The 19,195-nt window shown below is 60.8% G+C and carries 21 protein-coding genes; 12 read left to right on the forward strand and 9 right to left on the reverse strand.

Translation table 11 applies throughout. The features are described from left to right. Positions 1-12: 12 nt before the first annotated feature. Positions 13-1,005: a polysaccharide deacetylase gene (locus WA367_RS15585; RefSeq protein WP_336057696.1), complete on the reverse strand. Its 993-nt coding sequence runs from the start codon at positions 1,003-1,005 to the stop codon at positions 13-15. 255 nt (positions 1,006-1,260) lie between these two features. Between WA367_RS15585 and WA367_RS15590 the strand changes: the two genes are divergently transcribed. The 8 genes from WA367_RS15590 to WA367_RS15625 all read left to right on the forward strand — a co-directional run bounded on the left by WA367_RS15590 (position 1,261) and on the right by WA367_RS15625 (position 7,594). Further along, entirely contained in the window at positions 1,261-1,929 is a 669-nt protein-coding gene (locus WA367_RS15590) for a tetratricopeptide repeat protein (protein ID WP_336057697.1), read from the forward strand. Between the two features lies 1 nt (position 1,930). After that, entirely contained in the window at positions 1,931-3,364 is a 1,434-nt protein-coding gene (gene der / locus WA367_RS15595) for a ribosome biogenesis GTPase Der (protein WP_336057698.1), read from the forward strand. 172 nt (positions 3,365-3,536) lie between these two features. Continuing rightward, positions 3,537-4,712, forward strand: a complete 1,176-nt coding sequence (locus WA367_RS15600; protein WP_336057699.1) for a cell wall hydrolase — start codon at positions 3,537-3,539, stop codon at positions 4,710-4,712. 203 nt (positions 4,713-4,915) lie between these two features. Continuing rightward, the gene (locus WA367_RS15605) at positions 4,916-5,266 is read left to right on the forward strand and encodes an AtpZ/AtpI family protein (protein ID WP_336057700.1); all 351 of its coding nucleotides are present in this window, start codon (positions 4,916-4,918) and stop codon (positions 5,264-5,266) included. A 38-nt stretch (positions 5,267-5,304) separates the two neighbouring features. Further along, positions 5,305-6,057, forward strand: a complete 753-nt coding sequence (locus WA367_RS15610; RefSeq protein WP_036482067.1) for a F0F1 ATP synthase subunit A — start codon at positions 5,305-5,307, stop codon at positions 6,055-6,057. 66 nt (positions 6,058-6,123) lie between these two features. Next, positions 6,124-6,348: a F0F1 ATP synthase subunit C gene (locus WA367_RS15615; RefSeq protein ID WP_036482065.1), complete on the forward strand. Its 225-nt coding sequence runs from the start codon at positions 6,124-6,126 to the stop codon at positions 6,346-6,348. A 178-nt stretch (positions 6,349-6,526) separates the two neighbouring features. After that, on the forward strand, positions 6,527-7,105 hold the full coding sequence (locus tag WA367_RS15620) for a F0F1 ATP synthase subunit B (RefSeq protein ID WP_336057701.1): 579 nt from the start codon (positions 6,527-6,529) through the stop codon (positions 7,103-7,105). Positions 7,106-7,114: 9 nt separating this feature from the next. Beyond that, positions 7,115-7,594: a F0F1 ATP synthase subunit B gene (locus tag WA367_RS15625; RefSeq protein WP_336057702.1), complete on the forward strand. Its 480-nt coding sequence runs from the start codon at positions 7,115-7,117 to the stop codon at positions 7,592-7,594. Positions 7,595-8,218: 624 nt separating this feature from the next. Here the strand turns inward: WA367_RS15625 and WA367_RS15630 are convergent. From WA367_RS15630 to WA367_RS15665, 8 genes are all read right to left on the reverse strand, one after another. Further along, positions 8,219-8,887, reverse strand: a complete 669-nt coding sequence (locus WA367_RS15630; RefSeq protein ID WP_336057703.1) for a ribonuclease HII — start codon at positions 8,885-8,887, stop codon at positions 8,219-8,221. A 138-nt stretch (positions 8,888-9,025) separates the two neighbouring features. Then, the gene (locus tag WA367_RS15635; protein WP_336057898.1) at positions 9,026-10,180 is read right to left on the reverse strand and encodes a PA0069 family radical SAM protein; all 1,155 of its coding nucleotides are present in this window, start codon (positions 10,178-10,180) and stop codon (positions 9,026-9,028) included. A 117-nt stretch (positions 10,181-10,297) separates the two neighbouring features. Next, positions 10,298-10,837, reverse strand: a complete 540-nt coding sequence (gene moaB, locus WA367_RS15640; protein WP_336057704.1) for a molybdenum cofactor biosynthesis protein B — start codon at positions 10,835-10,837, stop codon at positions 10,298-10,300. Beyond that, positions 10,830-11,714 (reverse strand): 4-(cytidine 5'-diphospho)-2-C-methyl-D-erythritol kinase, encoded by an 885-nt coding sequence (locus WA367_RS15645; protein ID WP_336057705.1) that lies wholly within the window; start codon positions 11,712-11,714, stop codon positions 10,830-10,832. The genes moaB and WA367_RS15645 overlap by 8 nt, the downstream gene beginning before the upstream one ends. A gap of 3 nt (positions 11,715-11,717) precedes the next feature. Next, entirely contained in the window at positions 11,718-11,903 is a 186-nt protein-coding gene (locus WA367_RS15650; RefSeq protein ID WP_336057706.1) for a hypothetical protein, read from the reverse strand. Positions 11,904-11,960: 57 nt separating this feature from the next. After that, positions 11,961-12,785, reverse strand: a complete 825-nt coding sequence (locus WA367_RS15655; RefSeq protein ID WP_336057899.1) for a S49 family peptidase — start codon at positions 12,783-12,785, stop codon at positions 11,961-11,963. A 121-nt stretch (positions 12,786-12,906) separates the two neighbouring features. Beyond that, entirely contained in the window at positions 12,907-13,689 is a 783-nt protein-coding gene (locus tag WA367_RS15660) for a tRNA1(Val) (adenine(37)-N6)-methyltransferase (RefSeq protein ID WP_336057707.1), read from the reverse strand. A 13-nt stretch (positions 13,690-13,702) separates the two neighbouring features. Continuing rightward, positions 13,703-13,921, reverse strand: a complete 219-nt coding sequence (locus tag WA367_RS15665) for a putative signal transducing protein (RefSeq protein WP_336057708.1) — start codon at positions 13,919-13,921, stop codon at positions 13,703-13,705. Between the two features lie 150 nt (positions 13,922-14,071). Here WA367_RS15665 and WA367_RS15670 point away from each other — a divergent pair, with 150 nt between their 5' ends. The 4 genes from WA367_RS15670 (at position 14,072) to WA367_RS15685 (ending at position 19,138) form a co-directional block, all read left to right on the forward strand. Further along, a complete protein-coding gene (locus WA367_RS15670; RefSeq protein ID WP_336057709.1) occupies positions 14,072-15,088 on the forward strand; it encodes a polyprenyl synthetase family protein in 1,017 nt (338 codons plus the stop codon). 129 nt (positions 15,089-15,217) lie between these two features. Continuing rightward, entirely contained in the window at positions 15,218-17,236 is a 2,019-nt protein-coding gene (locus WA367_RS15675; protein ID WP_336057710.1) for a tetratricopeptide repeat protein, read from the forward strand. Positions 17,237-17,741: 505 nt separating this feature from the next. Continuing rightward, entirely contained in the window at positions 17,742-18,665 is a 924-nt protein-coding gene (locus WA367_RS15680; protein WP_036482043.1) for a glycine--tRNA ligase subunit alpha, read from the forward strand. A 95-nt stretch (positions 18,666-18,760) separates the two neighbouring features. Continuing rightward, the gene (locus WA367_RS15685) at positions 18,761-19,138 is read left to right on the forward strand and encodes a VOC family protein (RefSeq protein ID WP_336057711.1); all 378 of its coding nucleotides are present in this window, start codon (positions 18,761-18,763) and stop codon (positions 19,136-19,138) included. Positions 19,139-19,195 lie beyond the last annotated feature (57 nt).

Genomic DNA, 19,195 nt, shown 5'->3' on the forward strand with positions numbered 1-19,195 from the left:
GCAAGACAGGCGTCAGCCGCCGAGTGCTTCGGCTGGCGCCTGCTCCAGATAATCCGTGTAGCTCACGCAGCGCACATCGTCCCGCTTGCAGACTTCGCGGGCGAAGCGTTCGAGCGCATTCCAATAGGCGCCGTCATTCATCAAGGTGAAATGGTAGCCGATCTGCAGCGGAATGCGCTCGCCCTTCACCTGCGCGTCGAAGGCGGCCTTGAAGGCGGTGTAGGCACGTTCGGCGAAGGCCTCGGCCATTGCCGGCTGCTCCTCACCACCCGAATGGCGAACATAGAGATTGTAGTCCATGGCGATAACAGGCCTCTGCTCCGGGCCCTCGGGGATCATTGGGAGTGAGAACCGCATCAAACCGCTTTCGCGGCCCGGCATTGCTGGCCCGTTGGAAACGGTGCTCGCATCATAGGCAAAGCCGGTACTGGCCAGCGCCTTGAACAAGCCGGGCCCGGTGGACAAATAGGGCGCGCGGAACCCGCGGATCTCCGCGTCGACGAACTGCTTCCACTCGTCCGGCTCACCGTTGATCTTGTTTGCGGACCAGGCATCACGCATCAGCGTCTTATATTGCTCGAATTCCTGTTCCCAGGCCGATGCGCTCCAGGCTCCGCCGTCGAAATGCCCGCAGCCATGGCTGGCGATCTCATGGCCTTCGGCCCGCGCAGTCCACACTTGATCGAGCCGGGCTTCGATCTCCTCGCGGCTCTGTGCAAAGCCCACATTTGATCGTCCAGCAGCCATCTCCGGCGGCTGGTAGCGAGCGCGGTGCTGCTTATCGACCACGAAGACGCAGGATAGAAAATAGGTGAAGCTCGCACCCGTCTCCCGTGCCAGCGCACGGCTTCGTTCCCACTGCTCGATATGCGAGGCTCCGTCGAAAGAGATGATCACATATTGCGGCTTGTCGACCGGTGCGGGCGCATCCTTGGCTGCAAGCGGAGCGGGGAGCGCGGTCAAAGCGAGGGCAGCACAGGCAGTGCGGACAGGCGATTGAAGCATCAGGAGGAATCCCTTGAGGCGAGGTGGGATGATCCGCCTAGAGGGCGATTATGGCGGCCTCTTGTCACGGTGGGGCGGGATGATGCTGCCGCGCCTCGCGCTTTATCCCGCACCCATATCTGTGCTAGGCGGTAACTTTCGTGCGGCCTATTGCTGTGGCGCTCTTCCAAAAGACGCAATTTCCAGTAAAAAGCGCCGGCAAGATAACGTCCGGGCAGCAGTTACCGGCAAGCATTGTTGAACAGTTGAGGCAGGATGTCGGACGACAGTTTCATTCGCGAAGTCAATGAAGAGCTTCGCTCGGATCAGATGAAAGCGCTCTGGGCCCGCTACGGCATGCTCGCGGTGGCCGTGGCAGCGCTCGTGATCGTGGGGACAGCGGCTTATGTCGGCTATGACTACTGGTCGTCCAACCGCGCCAATGAATCCGGCGACCGTTTTGCCGCTGCCCTTCAGCAGATCGAGGACGGTAATCGCCAGGAAGCGCTTGATGCGCTCAAGCTGCTGGAAGAGGAAGGCTATGGCGCCTATCCGCTGCTGGCTCGCCTGCGCCAGGCAACCGTTCTCGCCTCCGGTGGTGAAGCCGATGCGGCGGTCGAGCAGTTCGATGCCGTTGCCGCCGACGATTCCGCACCGCAGGAAATCCGCGAGATCGCGCGCCTGCGTGCAGGGCTCCTGCTTGTGGACCATGGCAGCGCTGCAGATGTGGCCGCACGTGTTGAGACACTCACCGGCGATGCCCACCCGATGCGTCACCTGGCCCGCGAGGCGCTTGGCCTTGCAGCCATGAAGGAAGAGCGGATGGATGAGGCCGTAACCTTGTTCGAACAGATCACGAATGATGCCGCCGCCCCCGCCGGGGTGCGTCAGCGCGCCGAGGTGATGCTTGAGCTGATCACGGCTTCCGGCGAGGCGAACGGTTAAGATGGCATTCAAGGTCGCCATTGTCGGACGGCCGAATGTCGGCAAGTCGACGCTGTTCAATCGGCTGGTCGGTCGCCGCATCGCAATTGTTGACGACACGCCGGGCGTCACGCGCGACCGGCGCGTTCACCCAGGCCGCCTCCAGGACCTGCGCTTCGATGTGGTCGATACGGCCGGTTTCGAGGTTGCTGCTGCCGACACGCTGGAAGGCCGAATGCGCGCCCAGACCGAGGCTGCCATTTCCGAAGCCGATCTCATCGTCTTCATGATGGATGGCCGCGCGGGTCTGATGCCTGACGATCATGCCTTTGCAGATGTCGTGCGGCGCAGCGGCAAGCCCGTAGTGCTTGCCGTCAACAAGACCGACATCAACAGTGCTGAAGCCGGTGTGCTTGAAGCCTGGAATCTGGGTCTCGGCGAGCCGGTAGGCCTGTCGGCCGAACATGGTCGCGGCATGGTCGAACTGCGCGATGCGATCCATGCGGCCATGGAAGAAGCCGGCGCATTGGAGGAAGAGGCGGTCGAAGCCCCTGCAGCGGTCGTTGATGCGGGCGCCATGGTCGGCGACGATATCGATCCCGATGAGGAAGACCCAGGCTACGACATCACCAAGCCGGTGCGAATTGCCGTGGTGGGACGTCCGAATGCGGGCAAATCCACGCTGATCAACCAGATCATCGGCGAAGACCGCCTGCTGACCGGGCCGGAAGCCGGCATTACGCGCGATTCCATTTCCGTCGACTGGTCCTTCAAGGGCCGCGATATCAAGCTGTTCGATACGGCTGGCATGCGCCGAAAGGCAAAGGTTCAGCAAAAGCTCGAAAAGCTTTCCGTGGCCGACACGCTGCGCGCAATCCGTTTCGCGGAAGTGGTGATCGTGGTCTTCGACGCCACAATGCCTTTCGAGAAGCAGGATCTGCAGATCGCCGATCTTATCATGCGCGAGGGCAGGGCGCCCATCATCGCCTTCAACAAGTGGGATCTCATCGAAGATCGTCAGGAAACTCTCACCGAGCTTCACGAGAAGACGGCACGTCTGCTGCCGCAGGTGAAGGGTCTGCAAGCCATTCCGATTTCTGCGGAAACCGGCCGAGGCATCGACAAGCTTTTCGATGCCGCCTTCCGCACGCACGAGACCTGGAACCGTCGCATCCCGACCGGCCCGCTCAACCGCTGGCTGGAACGTGCAACGGCACAGCATCCCCCTCCCGCAGTTGCCGGGCGCCGTCTGAAGGTGAAGTTCATCACCCAGATCAAGACGCGCCCGCCCGGCTTCGTCGTTTCCTGCTCGCGTCCCGAGGCGATGCCCCAATCCTATGTCCGCTATCTGACCAATGGTCTGCGCGAGACATTCAACATCACTGGCGTGCCCATCCGCATGGCGCTGCGCACCTCCGACAACCCCTATGCGCACAAGGCCAAGAAGAAGCGCTGAAGGGGCGGGACAACCCTGAAGTTAAGAAAAGATTGACCGGGTGCTGGAGGCCGCGCCCGGTCTTGTTCTATTCTGACACGAACAAAACCGGCCGTGTTAACAGCTGATCAAGGTTAACCAATTATCTTTCTGCCGTGGTTGCAAGTTGCGTTGCAGAGAGGTTTGGGGTCCAGTGAGTAGTGTGTCAGTTGCGCATGAGTTCGCGCGTCCGCAGAAGTCCCGCCTCGCGCCCCTGCTTTTGGGCCTTGGCATCTGGGCCGGTTTTCCAACCGTGGCGGCCTATCAGGACATGGCAAGCATGATCGGTGGTCAGGAGCGGGCAGGCCCGCGCTGGTCGGCTGTCGTGGAAACTGCCGTTGCAGGTTCGGTGCACAAGGCGGAAATGCCCTTCGTGGATGAAAGCCTGTCGACGGGGGCCATCTCCGGTGCCGGTGTCGAAGCCCCGGGCATCGGCAAGATCGCCTTCAAGACCGCAAAAGCCCTGCCGCCCGAGACGCCGGACGAGGAACGCGTGGTGCGCACCGGTAAACAGGGGCGTCTCGTGCGCGTTGCACCCGTGCAGCCGCCGCGCTTCTTCAATGCCGGTTCGATCCTGGAACAGACCGGATCGCTTCTCGAGCCCGTTGCCCCGCGCGAAGAGCGCATGGCTTTCGTGAAGCCGGAATTCCAGGGCAAGGAGATCGAGATCGCCACGGCCTTCTACATGAAGAAGAAGGAGCCGGAGCTGCCCGACCTCACACCGCAGGTCGCCGCCCTCATCAACAACGACGAGGTGGATGTGCTTGCGGCCGCCTATGCGCCGGCAAAGCCTGATTACGCAAAGGCATCGCCCTTCGCCAGCATTCTGCGCGAGGAGAAGGAAGCAGGGCGCTTCATTCCGCCAAATGCGGAGAACGATTTCTCGTGGATGCGCCGTCCGCTGCCAGAAGATGTCTTTTCTTCCCGCGAACAGCAGTGCCTTGCCGCCGGTATCTATTTCGAAGCACGTGGCGAGCCGGTGAAGGGGCAGGCAGCAGTCGCCCAGGTGATCCTCAACCGTGTTCGCAACCCGACCTATCCTGATTCCATCTGCGGCGTGGTCTATCAGAACGACCACTGGCGCAATCGTTGCCAGTTCTCCTTTGCCTGCGACGGCATCAAGGACCGCGTGGCAAGCCCCGCCCACTACAAGGTGGCGCAGGACGTCGCGGAGGCTGTGACAGCTGGTCGCATCTGGCTGGAAGAGGTCGGCTCCTCGACCCACTACCACGCCAATTACGTGAATCCCCGCTGGGCCCATGCGATGAAACGCATGAAGCAGATCGGTCGCCACATCTTCTATCGCACCAATAATGGTGGCTGGAACTAGCGCAGGAAGGGGCGATTCCGTCCGTTCCCGCTGTGCACAGATTCCACTTCTCTGCGCCCGCATGCGCAAATTATTGATTTCACTGAAAAATTCGCCTTGTGTGTGCAGCGTTACAGTGGCTTGACGGTTTGCAGGCCGGTCACTATGTTGCGCGCGACTTTGCAGCCTGATGCTGCTGAGCGGTAACCGGCAAGGAGGTTGCTGTGGCAAACGGGGAAAAGCCGGACGATCTGGATCGTCGGCGCAAGGACCTGGAAGCCGCATTGGCAGCCAAAAGGCCCAAGCCGCAGGCGGCAGAAAGCGCGAAGACCGGCACGATGAACGGTATGGGAAATGCCTTGCGGCTTTCCAGCGAATTCGTTGCAGGTGTTCTCGTCGGGGCGGCGATCGGTTGGTTCATAGATGAATTCGCCGGTACTTCGCCCTGGGGCTTGATCATTTTCCTGCTTCTTGGTTTTGGAGCAGGAGTTCTCAATGTCCTGCGCTCTGCAGGATTGGTTGCTGAATTCGGGGCGCGAAACGTCGATGACGATTCCGACCGAGGGGCGAATTAGCCGGCCATAGGCCGAAAATCGACGACGAGGGGATTTCAGTGGCGAACGACCCGATCTCACAGTTCCAGATCTCGAAGCTCATTCCAATCGAGATTGGTGGCCTGGATTTCTCCTTCACCAACTCGGCCGCCTTCATGGTGGCAACGGTCGCCGCAGCAGGCGCTTTCCTCTACCTAACCACGTCGAGCCGTGGTCTCGTGCCGGGGCGTCTCCAGTCCATCTCGGAGATGGCATACGAGTTCATCGCCTCGATGCTGCGTGATTCTGCCGGCTCGAAAGGCATGCACTTCTTCCCGCTGGTCTTCTCGCTCTTCATGTTCGTGCTGGTGGCCAACCTGCTCGGTATGGTGCCCTACTTCTTTACCGTGACCAGCCACATCATCGTCACCTTCGCACTGGCCATGCTGGTGATCGGGACGGTGATCATCTACGGTTTTGCCAAGCACGGCCTTGGCTTCCTCAAGCTTTTCGTGCCTTCGGGCGTGCCCGCAGCCGTTTTGCCGCTGGTCGTTCTCATCGAGGTGGTGTCCTTCCTGTCGCGTCCGGTGAGCCTCTCGGTTCGTCTGTTCGCCAACATGCTGGCAGGCCACATCACGCTGAAGGTTTTTGCTGGCTTCGTCGCATCCATGGGTGCGCTTGGTGCAGCCGGTGCTGCTGGCGCGGTTCTTCCGCTTGCCATGGTCATCGCGCTCACCGGTCTCGAATTTCTGGTGGCCTTTCTGCAGGCCTATGTCTTCGCCATCCTGACCTGCATGTATCTCAATGATGCAGTCCATCCGGGCGGCCACTAGGAAAAAGTCATCGGCGCTCGCGCCGCATGTTCAATCACAGGCAATCTGATCCATAAGGAGTTCAAAATGGAAGTAGAAGCAGCAAAGGCAATCGGCGCCGGTATCGCTTGTTTCGGCATGGCTGGTGCAGCCCTCGGCCTCGGCAACATCTTCGGTTCCTACCTGTCGGGCGCTCTGCGCAACCCGTCGGCAGCTGACGGCCAGTTCGGCCGCCTCGTCTTCGGCTTCGCCGTGACGGAAGCTCTGGGCATCTTCTCGCTGCTCATCGCTCTGCTCCTGCTCTTCACCTAATAGAGCTCGAGACTAGCCAGGCCGGCTTCAGGCCGGTCACGTGCTGCAAGGGCAGGGACAAGATGCTCCTGCCCGATGCACGAAAGGCTTATGCAGATCAGTGGCGCCGCATTAGGCGGTGCCGGCCTGCCTTAGCCTTTATGAGAGTTGATTAGGGGCAGCGCCCGAGAGGAAGGCCATGTTCGTGGCATCGGCATATGCACAGTCGGCCGACGCGGTCGACGAAACACATTCAGAGACCGGCGTTGCTGGCGAAGCTGGCCATGAGGCTGGTTTTCCGCCCTTCGACGCGGCAACCTTTCCATCCCAGCTGCTATGGCTGGCGATCACCTTCGGGCTTTTCTACCTTTTCCTGAAAAAGGTCGTCCTGCCACGCATCGGCAGCATTCTGGAAGTGCGGCGCGACCGCATCGCCCAGGATCTCGATCAGGCAGCACGGATGAAGGAAGAGGCTGACGCAGCAGTTGCGGCCTACGAGCAGGAACTGGCCGAAGCACGCAAGCGTGCCGGCGCCATCGCTCAGGAGGCGCGTGACGGGGCCAAAGCCGATGCGGAGGCCGAGCGCCGCCAGGTTGAGAAGAACCTGGAGGAGAAGCTTGCCGCTGCTGAAAGCCGCATCGCAGAGATCAAGAAGACCGCTCTTGGTGACGTCAGCACCATCGCTGCCGAGACTGCCGAAACCATCGTCGCCGAGCTCGTTGGCACGAAGGTGGACAAGGCAACGCTCGACAGCGCCGTGAAGCGCGCAGAAGGCTAGGAGAGGACCATGGACGCCACATTCTGGGCCCTAGTCGGCCTCGTCATCTTCCTCGCGATCATGGCCTATCTCAAGGTGCCGGGCATGATCAACGGCTCCCTGGACAAGCGTGCGGACCGCATCCGCAACGAGATCGAGGAAGCACGCCGTCTGCGCGAAGAGGCACAGCAGCTTCTGGCCGAATACCAACGCAAGCGTCAGGAAGCCGAGCAGGAGGCGCAGGACATGGTGTCCGCCGCCAAGCGCGAAGCCAAGCAGATTGTTGCCGAGGCCAAGGAAAAGACCGAGGAATATGTTGCGCGCCGCACTGCACTGGCAGAGCAGAAGATCGCTCAGGCCGAACGCGATGCCGTGAACGAGGTTCGCTCGCTCGCCGTCGACGTCGCTGTCGCTGCAGCTGGCAACATCCTCGCCGACAAGGTCGACGGTGCCAAAAGCGCCGAACTTTTCAAGGACGCGCTGGGTCAGGTTAAAACCAAGCTCAATTAGACGCGCCTCGCACATCAATCAAAACCGCCGCAAGCACCGCTTCCGGCGGTTTTTTTATGCCTACCGCACACGACCATGGCGGAGAAGCCTGCGCCAGGCACACCCCCTCTGCCTTGCCAGGCATCTCCCCCACAAGGGGGAGGTCCGTTGCGGTAATTGCAGTTCCTTTTATCGAGATGCAGTTGTGAAATAACGGCTAGCCAATCTCCCACCCGTGGGGGAGATGTCCGGCAGGATGGAGGGGCGGCGGTGCGAAAGGGTGAAAACATATGCGCATCACAAACAGGGACAAATCCAACTCCGTCATCCTCGGCCTCGTGCCGAGGATCTGCCGCGTTCAAACGACCCTATGCCGAACAAGATGAGCGATCAGCAGATCCAATGGACAAGCCATAGGATGACGAGCCTGGAGCGCCGCCTTTATTCTCTCGTCATCCCGGAAGCGGCAGGCCAACCGGGAGCCAATGGAAGATCATCGTGGAGAAAAGTCCGGCCCTCGGCGTGCCCGTCCACCGCCGCTCCCGCCTTTTGCGATGTGGGACCATGCCCCCCATTAGGTCCCGGCTCTCGCACTGCTCGGCCGGGTGGACGGGTTGGCAGTGCCAAAGACCCACCCCGGCGTAGTCAGCTGGCCAGTAGATCCAGCGATTTCAGCGGAGCGAAGCTCATGCGGTGGATGCGTTGAACGGGGCCGTGTTGTGTGATGGCGTCGCGGTGGCGTTTGGTGGCATAGCCTGCATGGCTGTCGAAACCATAATGGGGCTGGCAGTGGCCGGTGCGGGTCATCATGCGGTCGCGCGTGACCTTGGCGATGATCGAGGCTGCCGCGATAGACTGGGAGCGTTGGTCGCCCTTCACCACGGCCTTGCAAGGGCAATTGAGGCCGGGCGGGATGTCGCGACCGTCTGCAAGTGCAAAGCGGGCAGGTGTACACAGGCCATGAAGCGCCCTTCTCATCGCTTCAAGCGAGGCCAGGCGGATGTCGGAAGCGTCAATGCTTGCCGCACAGACCGAGGCCACGGAGACCGAAATCGCAGCACCCAGAATGTCCAGAAACAGGGCTTCGCGTGCTTCTGCGGTAAGACGCTTTGAATCATCAAGTCCCTCGGGCAGCCGATTTGCATCGAGGATGACTGCCGCGGCAACCACAGGACCGGCCAGCGGTCCGCGACCGGCTTCGTCCAATCCGGCAACAGGTGCCGTCCCATCGCGCATGATGCCATGCTCAAGGCTGTAGTCCGGCCGGATCGGCAGGTCAAAAAGGAGCGGAGAATCGGAACGCGAGCGAGACATGGTGCGGCGAAACTCGCATCGCTTCCGATTCTCCGCAAGCCCTTCCGGTGGAGTTGTGGGGCATCCGGAAAGGCTCCGTCGGCCCGGGGATGGCAACGACGGGAAGAGGGGGAGGCAGGTATGCTGCCTCGCCAGATTCTACAGAAGGGTGAGCTGCTCTCCTTCACCCGCTGGCGCCTTGAAAAGATCGCTGCGCAGCTTCAGCTTTTCCTGGTTGAGGCCGAGACGCTTTGCCGCCATCTCGAAGCGGCGACCGATCTGCCAGGCATAGGGGCCGGTGCCCTTCATGCGCTTGCCCCATTCCGCGTCATAGTCCTTGCCACCTCGCATGGAGCGCACGAGTGACATGACATGGCGGAAGCGGTCAGGATAATGGCGCAGGAGCCAATCCTTGAAGATCGGGCTGACTTCCAGCGGAAGACGCAGAATGATGTAACCGGCTTCACGCGCACCCGCCGCATGGGCCGATTCCAGGATGCGCTCGACCTCGCTGTCGGTGAGCCCCGGGATAACGGGACCGATCATGACCGACACGGGAATGCCTGCGTCACTCAAGGCGCGGATGGTCTCGAGCCTGCGGGTTGGCGTGGCAGCGCGCGGCTCCATCGTACGGGAGAGCCGCCGGTCGAGCGTCGTCACCGAAAGCGCCACCTTGGCCAAGCCCCTCTCAGCCATACGTGAGAGGATATCGATATCCCGCGTCACCAGTGCAGACTTGGTGACGATGCCCACGGGATGCTGATGCGCTTCAAGCACCTCCAGCACCTCGCGCATGATGCGGTATTTCTTCTCGATGGGCTGATAGGGGTCGGTATTGGTGCCAATCGCGATCGTCCGCGGCTCATAACCCTTCTTGCCAAGCTCTCGCTCCAGAAGCCGGGCGGCATCAGGCTTGGCGAAGAGACGCGCCTCGAAATCTAGCCCGGCAGACAGCCCCATATAGGAGTGGGTGGGTCGTGCGAAACAATAGACACAGCCATGCTCACAGCCCCGATAGGGGTTGATGGACCGGTCGAAGGAAATGTCAGGCGAATTGTTCTTGGTGATGATGCTGCGCGGACGCTCGGTCTGAACCTCCGTCTTGAATGGCGGCAGCTCTTCCAGCGATTCCCAGCCATCATCGAAGACATGGCGCGTCAGCGGCTCGAAGCGCCCCGTGGGATTGATCCCCGCAGAGCGGCCCCGCCTGCGCCCTTCGTGAACGCGAATGCCAGAACCTTCGACGATAGCGTTGGCCGCCATGACGCCTCCATTGCCTGAAGCAGCAATGTCAGCGCGTGCGATCTGTTCCACCATGAGAGCCTCCACCGGAATTGCGGGCCAAGCGCCCCATCCGCCTTGCATGAATCTATTCCTATTTCAGAATAGAGAACAAAGCAAGAACAAAAATGTTCCGGTATCGGGTAAGCGTCAATCGGACTTGCGGCGCAGATGTTCGTCGAGACGCGGCATGATCTCTACGAAGTTGCAGGGCTTGTGGCGAATGTCGAACTGGTCCTTCAGCACCAGATCCCAAGCATCACGGCAAGCGCCGGGTGAGCCGGGGAGGCAGAAAACGAAGGTGCCCCCGATCAGGCCCGCCGTAGCGCGCGACTGGATCGTTGAGGTGCCGATCTTCTCGAACGAGACGCGGTGGAAGACATGGGAGAAGCCGTCCATGCGCTTGTCGAAGAGAGGCTCGACAGCCTCCGGCGTGACGTCCCGGCCGGTAAACCCCGTTCCGCCCGTCGTCAGCACGACATCCACCGCGTCGCACTTGGACCAGTCCGCGACAATTGCACGGATGGCTTCGATGTTGTCCTTCGTGATCCTCCGGTCGGCCACCTGATGGCCCGCATCTCGAATGCGCCTTTCCAAGGTGTCGCCGGAGCGGTCGTCAGACAGGCTGCGCGTGTCCGAAACGGTCAGGATGGCAAAGCGCACCGGCACGAAGTCAGGTGTATCAGACATGGTCGAAAGCTTCCGTTTCGTGCAGCAGGGAAGTGGCGACGACAAACCAGTCGGGATGGCTTGCCGAGATTTCCTCACGCGCCCGTTCGGCAGCCTCTTGCGAAGAAAACAGCCCGAAACAGGTCGCGCCCGAGCCGGTCATCCGCACCAGCTCCGCCCCCGTTGCTAAGAGTGCCGAAAGGCAGTGCGAAATCTCCGGCTGAATGCGCGTGGCTGGCTCCTGCAGATCATTGCGCGTCCGATGGAGCCAATCGAATAGAGCAGGAGCGGTGTCGAGCGCTGTCAGGGGCGGGAGAGGCGGATTTTCCTTGCGCTCGAGCTTGCGGAAGATCTCCGGCGTGCTAACCGGCACTCCGGGATTGACCAGCAGCACGGATAACTCTGCGACTGCGCTTAAAGGCGTGATGTCTTCACCGATGCCACGGGCGATCAGCGGCGTCTCGCTGAGGCACATGGGAACATCGGCCCCGAGCTTGAGCGCTATCCGTGCCAGCCGATCCTGCTTCAGCCCCAGCTTCCACAGCGCGTTCAACAGAATAAGCGTTGAAGCCGCGTCAGACGACCCGCCTCCCATGCCGGAAGCGGCGGGAAGTTTCTTCTCAAGCTTGATGGCAACAGGTTCAACATGCCCCGTCTCCTCACGCAGAAGATCGCGAGCGCGAAGCACAAGGTTCTCCGCCCCCACCGGCAGTCCGAGGGCCTGCGGGCCAGTGATCGTGAATTCGTCCTCGCTTGAAGGTGAAACCGTGAGCCGGTCACCGAATTGCGTGAAGACCACGAGGCTTTCGAGCAGGTGATAACCGTCCGGCCTTTGACCGGTCACATGCAGGCACAGATTGATCTTGGCGGGTGCAACCCGGCTGAGGCTGTGTGCCAATGCTCAGTCCCTGGCCACGCGATATTCGCCGGTCTCAGGGTCTTTCACCAGGGTGCCCATGCTGCCGGTTGCCGCTTCCTTGCGCGCGCGTTTGGCGCGGCTGGTCACCCGCTCGGCCTCGCGCACGAATGCGCGGTAGCCCAGATAGGCGGCCAAGCCTACAGCGCCGAAAAAGAACAATTGTGGCATGCGCACATCCTCCAGCTAACGCCGCGCAAAGACGAGACCGTCCGGTCTTATTCTATCTCACAAGCCGAAGCGTTGCCAAAGGGCCTGTTCCTCCGCGCTGTCCATCATGCCGGATGCGAAGGAAGCGCCAATGGCGCCCATGTCGGGTGAGGAAATGAGGCCGAGGCGGCGGCCAAACAGACCACGCGACTGGCTGATGAGCTTCAGCTTGGTCTTCGTGCCATAGCGCTCTTTCAGGAAGCCGCGCATGTCGCCGATGCCGTCGATCAGGCCGAGCTCCTGCGCCCGCCGACCGGTCCAGAAAAGTCCTGTGAAAAGATCATCATTATCGGCAAGCTTTGCGCCGCGGCGCTGCTTCACCATGTCGATGAAGATCTCGTGGATCTCCAGTTGAAGCGCCTTCAGCCGCTCCACATCCTCCGGCTTTTCCGGCTGGAACGGGTCAAGCACGGCCTTGTTCTGCCCCGCGGTGTGTACGCGCCGCTCCACCCCGATCTTCTTGAGAAGCTCGGGAAAACCGAAGCCCGCGGAAACCACACCGATCGAACCGACGATTGAGGAGGGGTCCGCAATGATCTCATCCCCTGCCAGTGCGATCATGTAGCCGCCGGAAGCCGCAACATCTTCAACGAAGACATATACGTGCTTCTTCTTCTCTTCGGCCAGATCACGGATGCGCTGGAAGATCAGGCGCGACTGAACGGGCGAGCCACCGGGCGAATTGATGGAGATGGCGATGGCGGGTGCTTTCTTGTCCGAGAACGCCTTCTGGATGATGCCGGCCGTTGAGGCGAGCGAAAGGTTCTGCCGCATCGGCGAGTTGTTCGCCATGATCGCGCCCTGCAGCTTTATGACGGGAATGGTTATGGCATCGCTGCGCATGGACTTTGGCAATAGGCGCGAGAAGGGCTTCAAATCCGGTCTCCTTGATCAAATGAAACAAACTTGCCCCAGCATGTAGGCATGATTTGGTTCAAAGCAAAGAGCGGGGAGATCACATGGTTCAGCCGTTGGCAAACAGCGCTTCCTCGCCATTGATGAGGCGGTCCGCGCGCGCGGTGAAGGCACGACCCTCATTATGCAGAGTAAGCGGGGGCAACAGCTTCAGCGCGCCGCGCGCACCCTTGCGCGCCCTGATAATGACACGGATGGCGGCTGCATCGGCGCGCGGGTGAACGGGCAGTATCTCGGCACATCCGAACCTGCGATCGAATGCAGCAAGGATTTCCGCCAGGGAGTCCGGCCGTGCGATCACTGCAATCAGACCATCGGCTATCGAGATCGCGGCAGCGGTCCGTATCCAGGCCTCGAACATGCCCTCCACCATCACATGCGCCAGCCTTTTCGTCTCATGCGGCGTGGCCCGGTCATGACCGTGGTTGAAGGGCGGGTTCATGATGACAAGGCCGAAACGGTTGTCTTCAAGACCCTGTTCAAGCCGCGTGCGCCCGCTCGCCATCACATCGGCTTCAAGCACCGCGGCACGGTCCCGCAACGCCGCATTCTCTGCAAGCCGTAGCGTCCGCCGCGCGCATTCGGCCATCAGCGCATCACGCTCGACAAGCACAGCTTGTGCCCTCGCGCAGCGCGACAGAACGGCCAGTCCCGCCGCACCTGCACCTGCACCAAGATCAGCCACATGGCCGTCAAAGCCGTCAGGCGCGGCTGCGGCCAGAAGCATGGCATCGACGCCTGCGCGATGTGCCTTGGCAGCCGGTTGGATCAGGTGAAACTTGCCGCGGTGAAACGCGTCCTGCGTATGTGCAGGAAACTTGGCATCTGACATCGCGTCCGGGCCTTCAGGACATCTGGTCCTCGAGCCCGGCGTCAACCATCAGGCGTCGCGCGGCCTCGAGCTTTTCCGCTTCAACAAGGATGCGCCGCGGCAGGACGCCCAGCGACCCTTCCATGATGCTCATATTCGTATCAGCAACGAAACAGCCTATGCCTGCATCTTTCAGCAGGCTCTCAACGAAGGATAGGGTAACGGGGTCATTGGTGCGCAGAAGTTCGATCATGAAATGACGGTGGCAGGTCGCGGACCTCTTGTAAATCTTCTCATTGCATTGCAAGTCAATCGCGTTATTTCGCCGCTTGCGGCAGGGGCAGCCGGCCCCATATGTTCTAAGGGCTCATTCGAGCCGGATAACTGGACTGGAGGTAGCCTGATGGGCGTCGTGTTGAACATGGAAGGCAGCAAGGGCGGGCCTGCTTCGGTGGATCGTCTTGTCGGCCTTACCAGATCGGACATGGCGCGCGTGAACGAGCTGATCCTGTCAAAGGCCGGTTCCGATGTCGAGCTGATCCCGGAACTTGCCAAGCACCTCATTTCCTCCGGCGGCAAGCGTCTGCGGCCGATGATCACGATCGCCGCAGCGCAGATGTTCGGCTATGAGGGCGACAACCACGTCAAGCTCGCCACGGCGGTGGAGTTCATGCACACCGCGACGCTACTTCATGATGACGTGGTGGATGAAAGCGATCTGCGCCGCGGGCGGAAAACGGCGCGCATGATCTGGGGCAATCAGGCAAGCGTGCTGGTGGGCGATTTCCTTCTGGGGCAGGCCTTCCGCATGATGGTCGAGGTCGGTTCGCTTGAAGCGCTCGACATCCTGTCTGCCGCCGCGTCCATCATCGCCGAGGGCGAGGTGATGCAGCTTGGCGTCTCCAAGAATCTGGAAACCACGGAAGACGAATATCTCCAGGTCATCAAGGCCAAGACAGCGGCCCTGTTCTCTGCAGCTGCCGAGGTCGGACCTGTCATTGCCGAGGCCAGCAGGAACGATCGTGCGGCCTTGCGCTCCTTCGGCACCAATCTCGGGCTTGCATTCCAGCTTGTGGATGATGCGCTCGACTATGGCGGCAAGGCCAGCGAGCTGGGCAAGAATGTCGGGGACGACTTCCGGGAGGGCAAGGTCACGCTGCCGGTGATTCTCGCCTATCGCCGCGGCACAAGCGATGAGCGGGCTTTCTGGAAAAGCGCCATTGAGGAAAACAATTGCGATGATGCCGCGCTGGAAAAGGCCATCGGCCTGATGTCGCGCCACAACGCCATTGCCGACACGATCAACCGCGCACGCCACTTCGGCGAAATCGCACGTGACGCATTGGCTCCGCTGGAAGACAGCGAGCGCAAGGAAGCGCTGTTCGAGGTCATCGACTTCTGTATCGCTCGCGTCGTCTAGCGCTGGCAGCCCTCGATCCGGCATTGATGCGCTATCGCAAAAAGGCCATCCTCTTGCCATAACAGTTGTTGCAATGACTGGACGGCTGTTCAAGCGGTTGCCCCTCGCGGGACATAGGGAAGGAACGATATGCGGCGTAGATTTGCGGGTCTGAAACTGGGTGCGGCACTTGGCGCGCTTCTTCTTGGTGCGACTTCCGGAGTGCTGGCGCAGGAGACCGCGGTGCCGGATACAAGCCAGGACGCGCCAATCACGATCCAGAGTTTTTCCGGTGCATTTCTTGCCGCACGCGCTGCCGAACTCGACGACAATCTCGACAAGGCCATTGAATTCTACAAACGCGCGCTTGCCTTCCAGCCTGATAACAAGACGCTTCAGCAAAGCCTGCTTCTGGCGCTGGTGGCCGATGGGCGGATGGAAGAAGCAATTCCCTATGCCGACCAGTTGAAGTCGGAACCGCAGGTCGAGCGCTTCTCACGCCTTCTGCTCGCGGCCGATACACTGAGCGAGGGCGACTATGTTGGCGCCGAACGCTGGTTGAAACTGGTGGTGGAAAGCGATCTTGATCGTCTCATCACCGGCACGATGACGGCATGGACCAAGCTTGGCCAGGGCGATCGTGATGCTGCGATCGAAGAACTCGAGAAGCTCGACGGACCGGATTGGTACCCGCTTTTCACCACCTATCACCGTGCCCTGATCGAAGCGCAGGCGGGCAATCACGACAAGGCCGATGCCGCATTTAATCGCGTGCTCAACGAGCTGACGCCGCGCTCCGTCGCCCCTTACACGCTGGGCCGGATTGCCGAATCCTATGCGCGCTACCTCGTCGGCCAGGGCCGCAATGACGATGCGCTGGAAGTGCTTGCCAAGGCTGAGGAAAATGGTGGCGGTGTCGCATCCGTCGGCATGCTTCGCGAAAAGATCGAGGCTGGCGATGAGATCGAAACGGCCATACCCAATGCTGCAGCCGGTGCGGCTGAAATTCTGTTGAACGTAGCGACCGAGCTTGCTGTGGGCGGTGGCGAAAGCTTCGTGCGTCTTTACCTCAACATCGCGCGGGCTGCCTTCCCCGACAACGATGCAGCCATCGTGCAGCTTGCGCAGGTTGCAGAGCGTCAGAGCCAGTCCCAGAAGGCCATCGATATCTACGAGGATATCGGCGAGGACTCGCTGTGGGCGCGCTTCGCCTCCTTCCAGATCGGCCTCAATCTCTCCGATCTTGGCAAGAAGGAAGAGGCCGTCAGCCATCTGAAGGACGTGCTGGAGCAGGACCCGTCGGATCTGCGCGCCTATCTCGCACTTGGTGGTGTCTATGCCAGTGAGAAGAATTTCGAAGCCGCGGCTAAGCTTTATGATCGCGCGGTAGAGCAGATCGATGAGCCGGAGCGCCAGCACTGGGCCATCTTCTATCAGCGCGGCATCGCCTATGAGCGCATCAAGCAGTGGGAAAAGGCCGAGCCGAATTTCCGTCAGGCGCTGGAGCTTTATCCCGATCATCCGCAGGTGTTGAATTATCTCGGCTATTCCTGGGTGGACCGCGGGGAAAATCTCACCGAAGCCATGGATCTCATCCGCCGCGCCGTGGAGCTGCGCCCGAGCGACGGCTACATCGTCGATTCGCTCGGTTGGGCGCACTACAAGCTCGGCGAGTTTGAAGAGGCGGTCGAGCATCTGGAACGCGCCGTTTCGCTTCGCCCTGACGATGCGGTTTTGAACGACCATCTGGGTGACGCCTATTGGCGCGTCGGGCGCAAGCTTGAAGCGCGCTATCAGTGGTCCCATGCACTTACCATGGAGCCTGAGCCCGAGCTGAAGGTCGAGGTCGAGCGCAAGCTGGAAGAGGGCCTGAAGGCGGACGAGCCACAAAAGGAAGCCAGTGCTGCTGGCGCCCTGGGCTCTGCGGATACGGCAACCGATGCCGCGTCAGGAAAAGTGCAATCTGCGCCCATGTCCGAAGCGCCAGAAGCAACGGTCGAGACCATCTACGTAGTTCAGCCCGGCGAAACCCTGCATTCGATCGCGACCAAGGTGCTTGGCGACGGCAAACGTTTCCGCGAGCTGCTGGAACTCAACCCCGCGCTCAAGGGCAACCCGAACCGCCTGACCGTTGGCCAGGAACTGAAACTGCCTGCCGAGGCAGAGTAACACTCACCCCAACGCAAGCCGCGCGGTTCACCCCCCTCTGTCCTGCCGGACATCTCCCCCACAAGGGGGGAGATTGACAGCGGGTATGGTAGCGCGTTGTCTAAAACGCGGGCGAGACATCACCCCAGCCAATCTCCCCACAAGGGGGGAGATGTCCGGCAGGACAGAGGGGGCGTGAAGGGGTGCTGCGTTCAAAGCTCAGTTCCTGAATTGAAAGAGTAGCGCCTACCTTCGTCAGAATCGGGATAAGCATTCCTCTCCGTTCGTCATCCTCGGGCCTGACCCGAGGATCCATGCCCGAACGGCCAGGCGACGGCGATGCTGCTTGTTTCCAGAGGATGACGAGAATGGCGAGGGCTTCTCAACCCTCCAGCATGCCCCGCTTCTTGACCTGTCGCGCGGCCCGCAATAGGACGGGCTGCCTTTTAGAATGAGGCGAGAAAGCCGCCTGCTTCACCAGCAGGCCAGCCGGAGAAGTGACGTGAACGCCAGCCCATTGCCGCACATGCATCCGACGCGCTCCTTTCAGGGGCTCATCCTGACCCTGCATGACTATTGGGCACGCCATGGCTGCGCGATCCTGCAGCCTTACGACATGGAAGTGGGCGCGGGCACGTTCCACCCGGCAACGACGCTGCGTTCGCTGGGGCCAAAACCTTGGAAGGCAGCCTATGTTCAGCCTTCGCGCCGTCCGAAGGATGGTCGCTATGGCGAAAACCCCAACCGCCTTCAGCATTACTACCAGTACCAGGTGATCCTGAAGCCCAATCCATCGAACCTGCAGGAGCTTTATCTCGGCTCGCTGGAGGCGATCGGCCTCGACATGGCCAAGCATGACGTGCGCTTCGTGGAAGACGACTGGGAAAGCCCGACGCTGGGTGCCTGGGGCCTTGGCTGGGAATGCTGGTGCGATGGCATGGAGGTTTCGCAGTTCACCTACTTCCAGCAGGTCTGCGGCATCGAATGTGCGCCGGTCTCGGGCGAACTGACCTACGGCCTGGAGCGTCTGGCGATGTATGTGCAGGGCGTAGACAATGTCTATGAGCTGAATTTCAACGGTCTGGAAGGCGAGGACAAGGTCACCTATGGCGATGTCTTCCTGCAGGCCGAGCAGGAATATTCCCGCTACAATTTCGAATATGCCGACACCGACAAGCTGTTCCAGCATTTCAAGGATGCCGAGGCCGAGTGCCGCGCGCTGCTTGAAGCCGGTTCACCGGATGCGCCGGGCGCGCTGCACAAATGTGTGCTGCCTGCCTATGACCAGGCAATCAAGGCATCGCACGTCTTCAACTTGCTTGATGCGCGCGGCGTGATCTCTGTCACCGAGCGTCAGAGCTACATCCTGCGCGTGCGCGATCTGGCAAAAGCCTGTGGCGAAGCCTTCCTGCTCACCGATGCAGGCGGGGCGAAGGCCGAAGCCGCCTGACATCTTTAGGACACGAAATCTCCATATTCTGGACATGCCTAACGGGCATCTCCAACGCGTTTTGATTTTCGCGTTTTGATAAAGGAGTATTTCCAATGCCTAAGCACGGAACTTTTGTCTGGAATGAACTGATGACCCACGACGTGAAGAAGGCGAAAGCCTTCTACGCGGACACGGTCGGCTGGTCCTTTGACTCCATGGACATGGGTGAGGGCACCTATCATGTTGCCAAGTCCGGCGACGACATGGCAGCAGGCTTCTTCGAGATGTCCGGCCCGGATTTCGAAAACGTACCTGACCATTGGATGCCTTATCTCGAGGTCGACGACATCGACGGGATGGCAAAGAAGGCAGAAGGCAAGGGTGCAACCATCATCCGCCAGCCTTTCGACATTCCCGGCGTCGGACGCATCGCCATCATCAAGGAGCCAACCGGCGCAGTGGTCGGCTGGATGACCTCCGAGAACCGCTAAGGCGCGGGTCTCCTGACAATATGCCGGCGCAAATTGCGCTGACAGCAAAGTCACGCC

Source organism: Nitratireductor sp. CH_MIT9313-5 (assembly GCF_037029545.1).
Classification (GTDB): Bacteria; Pseudomonadota; Alphaproteobacteria; order Rhizobiales; family Rhizobiaceae; genus Chelativorans.

What these genes read in the sequence shown, in the direction of transcription:
- WA367_RS15615 (WP_036482065.1), top strand. Translation starts at nt 6,124, where the DNA reads ATGGAAGTAGAAGCAGCAAAGGCAATCGGCGCCGGTATCGCTTGTTTC.
- WA367_RS15660 (WP_336057707.1), bottom strand. Translation starts at nt 13,689, where the DNA reads ATGTCAGATGCCAAGTTTCCTGCACATACGCAGGACGCGTTTCACCGC.
- WA367_RS15675 (WP_336057710.1), top strand. Translation starts at nt 15,218, where the DNA reads ATGCGGCGTAGATTTGCGGGTCTGAAACTGGGTGCGGCACTTGGCGCG.
- WA367_RS15625 (WP_336057702.1), top strand. Translation starts at nt 7,115, where the DNA reads ATGGACGCCACATTCTGGGCCCTAGTCGGCCTCGTCATCTTCCTCGCG.
- WA367_RS15685 (WP_336057711.1), top strand. Translation starts at nt 18,761, where the DNA reads ATGCCTAAGCACGGAACTTTTGTCTGGAATGAACTGATGACCCACGAC.
- WA367_RS15680 (WP_036482043.1), top strand. Translation starts at nt 17,742, where the DNA reads ATGCATCCGACGCGCTCCTTTCAGGGGCTCATCCTGACCCTGCATGAC.
- moaB (WP_336057704.1), bottom strand. Translation starts at nt 10,837, where the DNA reads ATGTCTGATACACCTGACTTCGTGCCGGTGCGCTTTGCCATCCTGACC.
- WA367_RS15650 (WP_336057706.1), bottom strand. Translation starts at nt 11,903, where the DNA reads ATGCCACAATTGTTCTTTTTCGGCGCTGTAGGCTTGGCCGCCTATCTG.
- WA367_RS15590 (WP_336057697.1), top strand. Translation starts at nt 1,261, where the DNA reads ATGTCGGACGACAGTTTCATTCGCGAAGTCAATGAAGAGCTTCGCTCG.
- WA367_RS15585 (WP_336057696.1), bottom strand. Translation starts at nt 1,005, where the DNA reads ATGCTTCAATCGCCTGTCCGCACTGCCTGTGCTGCCCTCGCTTTGACC.
- WA367_RS15665 (WP_336057708.1), bottom strand. Translation starts at nt 13,921, where the DNA reads ATGATCGAACTTCTGCGCACCAATGACCCCGTTACCCTATCCTTCGTT.
- WA367_RS15630 (WP_336057703.1), bottom strand. Translation starts at nt 8,887, where the DNA reads ATGTCTCGCTCGCGTTCCGATTCTCCGCTCCTTTTTGACCTGCCGATC.
- WA367_RS15620 (WP_336057701.1), top strand. Translation starts at nt 6,527, where the DNA reads ATGTTCGTGGCATCGGCATATGCACAGTCGGCCGACGCGGTCGACGAA.
- der (WP_336057698.1), top strand. Translation starts at nt 1,931, where the DNA reads ATGGCATTCAAGGTCGCCATTGTCGGACGGCCGAATGTCGGCAAGTCG.
- WA367_RS15670 (WP_336057709.1), top strand. Translation starts at nt 14,072, where the DNA reads ATGGGCGTCGTGTTGAACATGGAAGGCAGCAAGGGCGGGCCTGCTTCG.
- WA367_RS15655 (WP_336057899.1), bottom strand. Translation starts at nt 12,785, where the DNA reads ATGCGCAGCGATGCCATAACCATTCCCGTCATAAAGCTGCAGGGCGCG.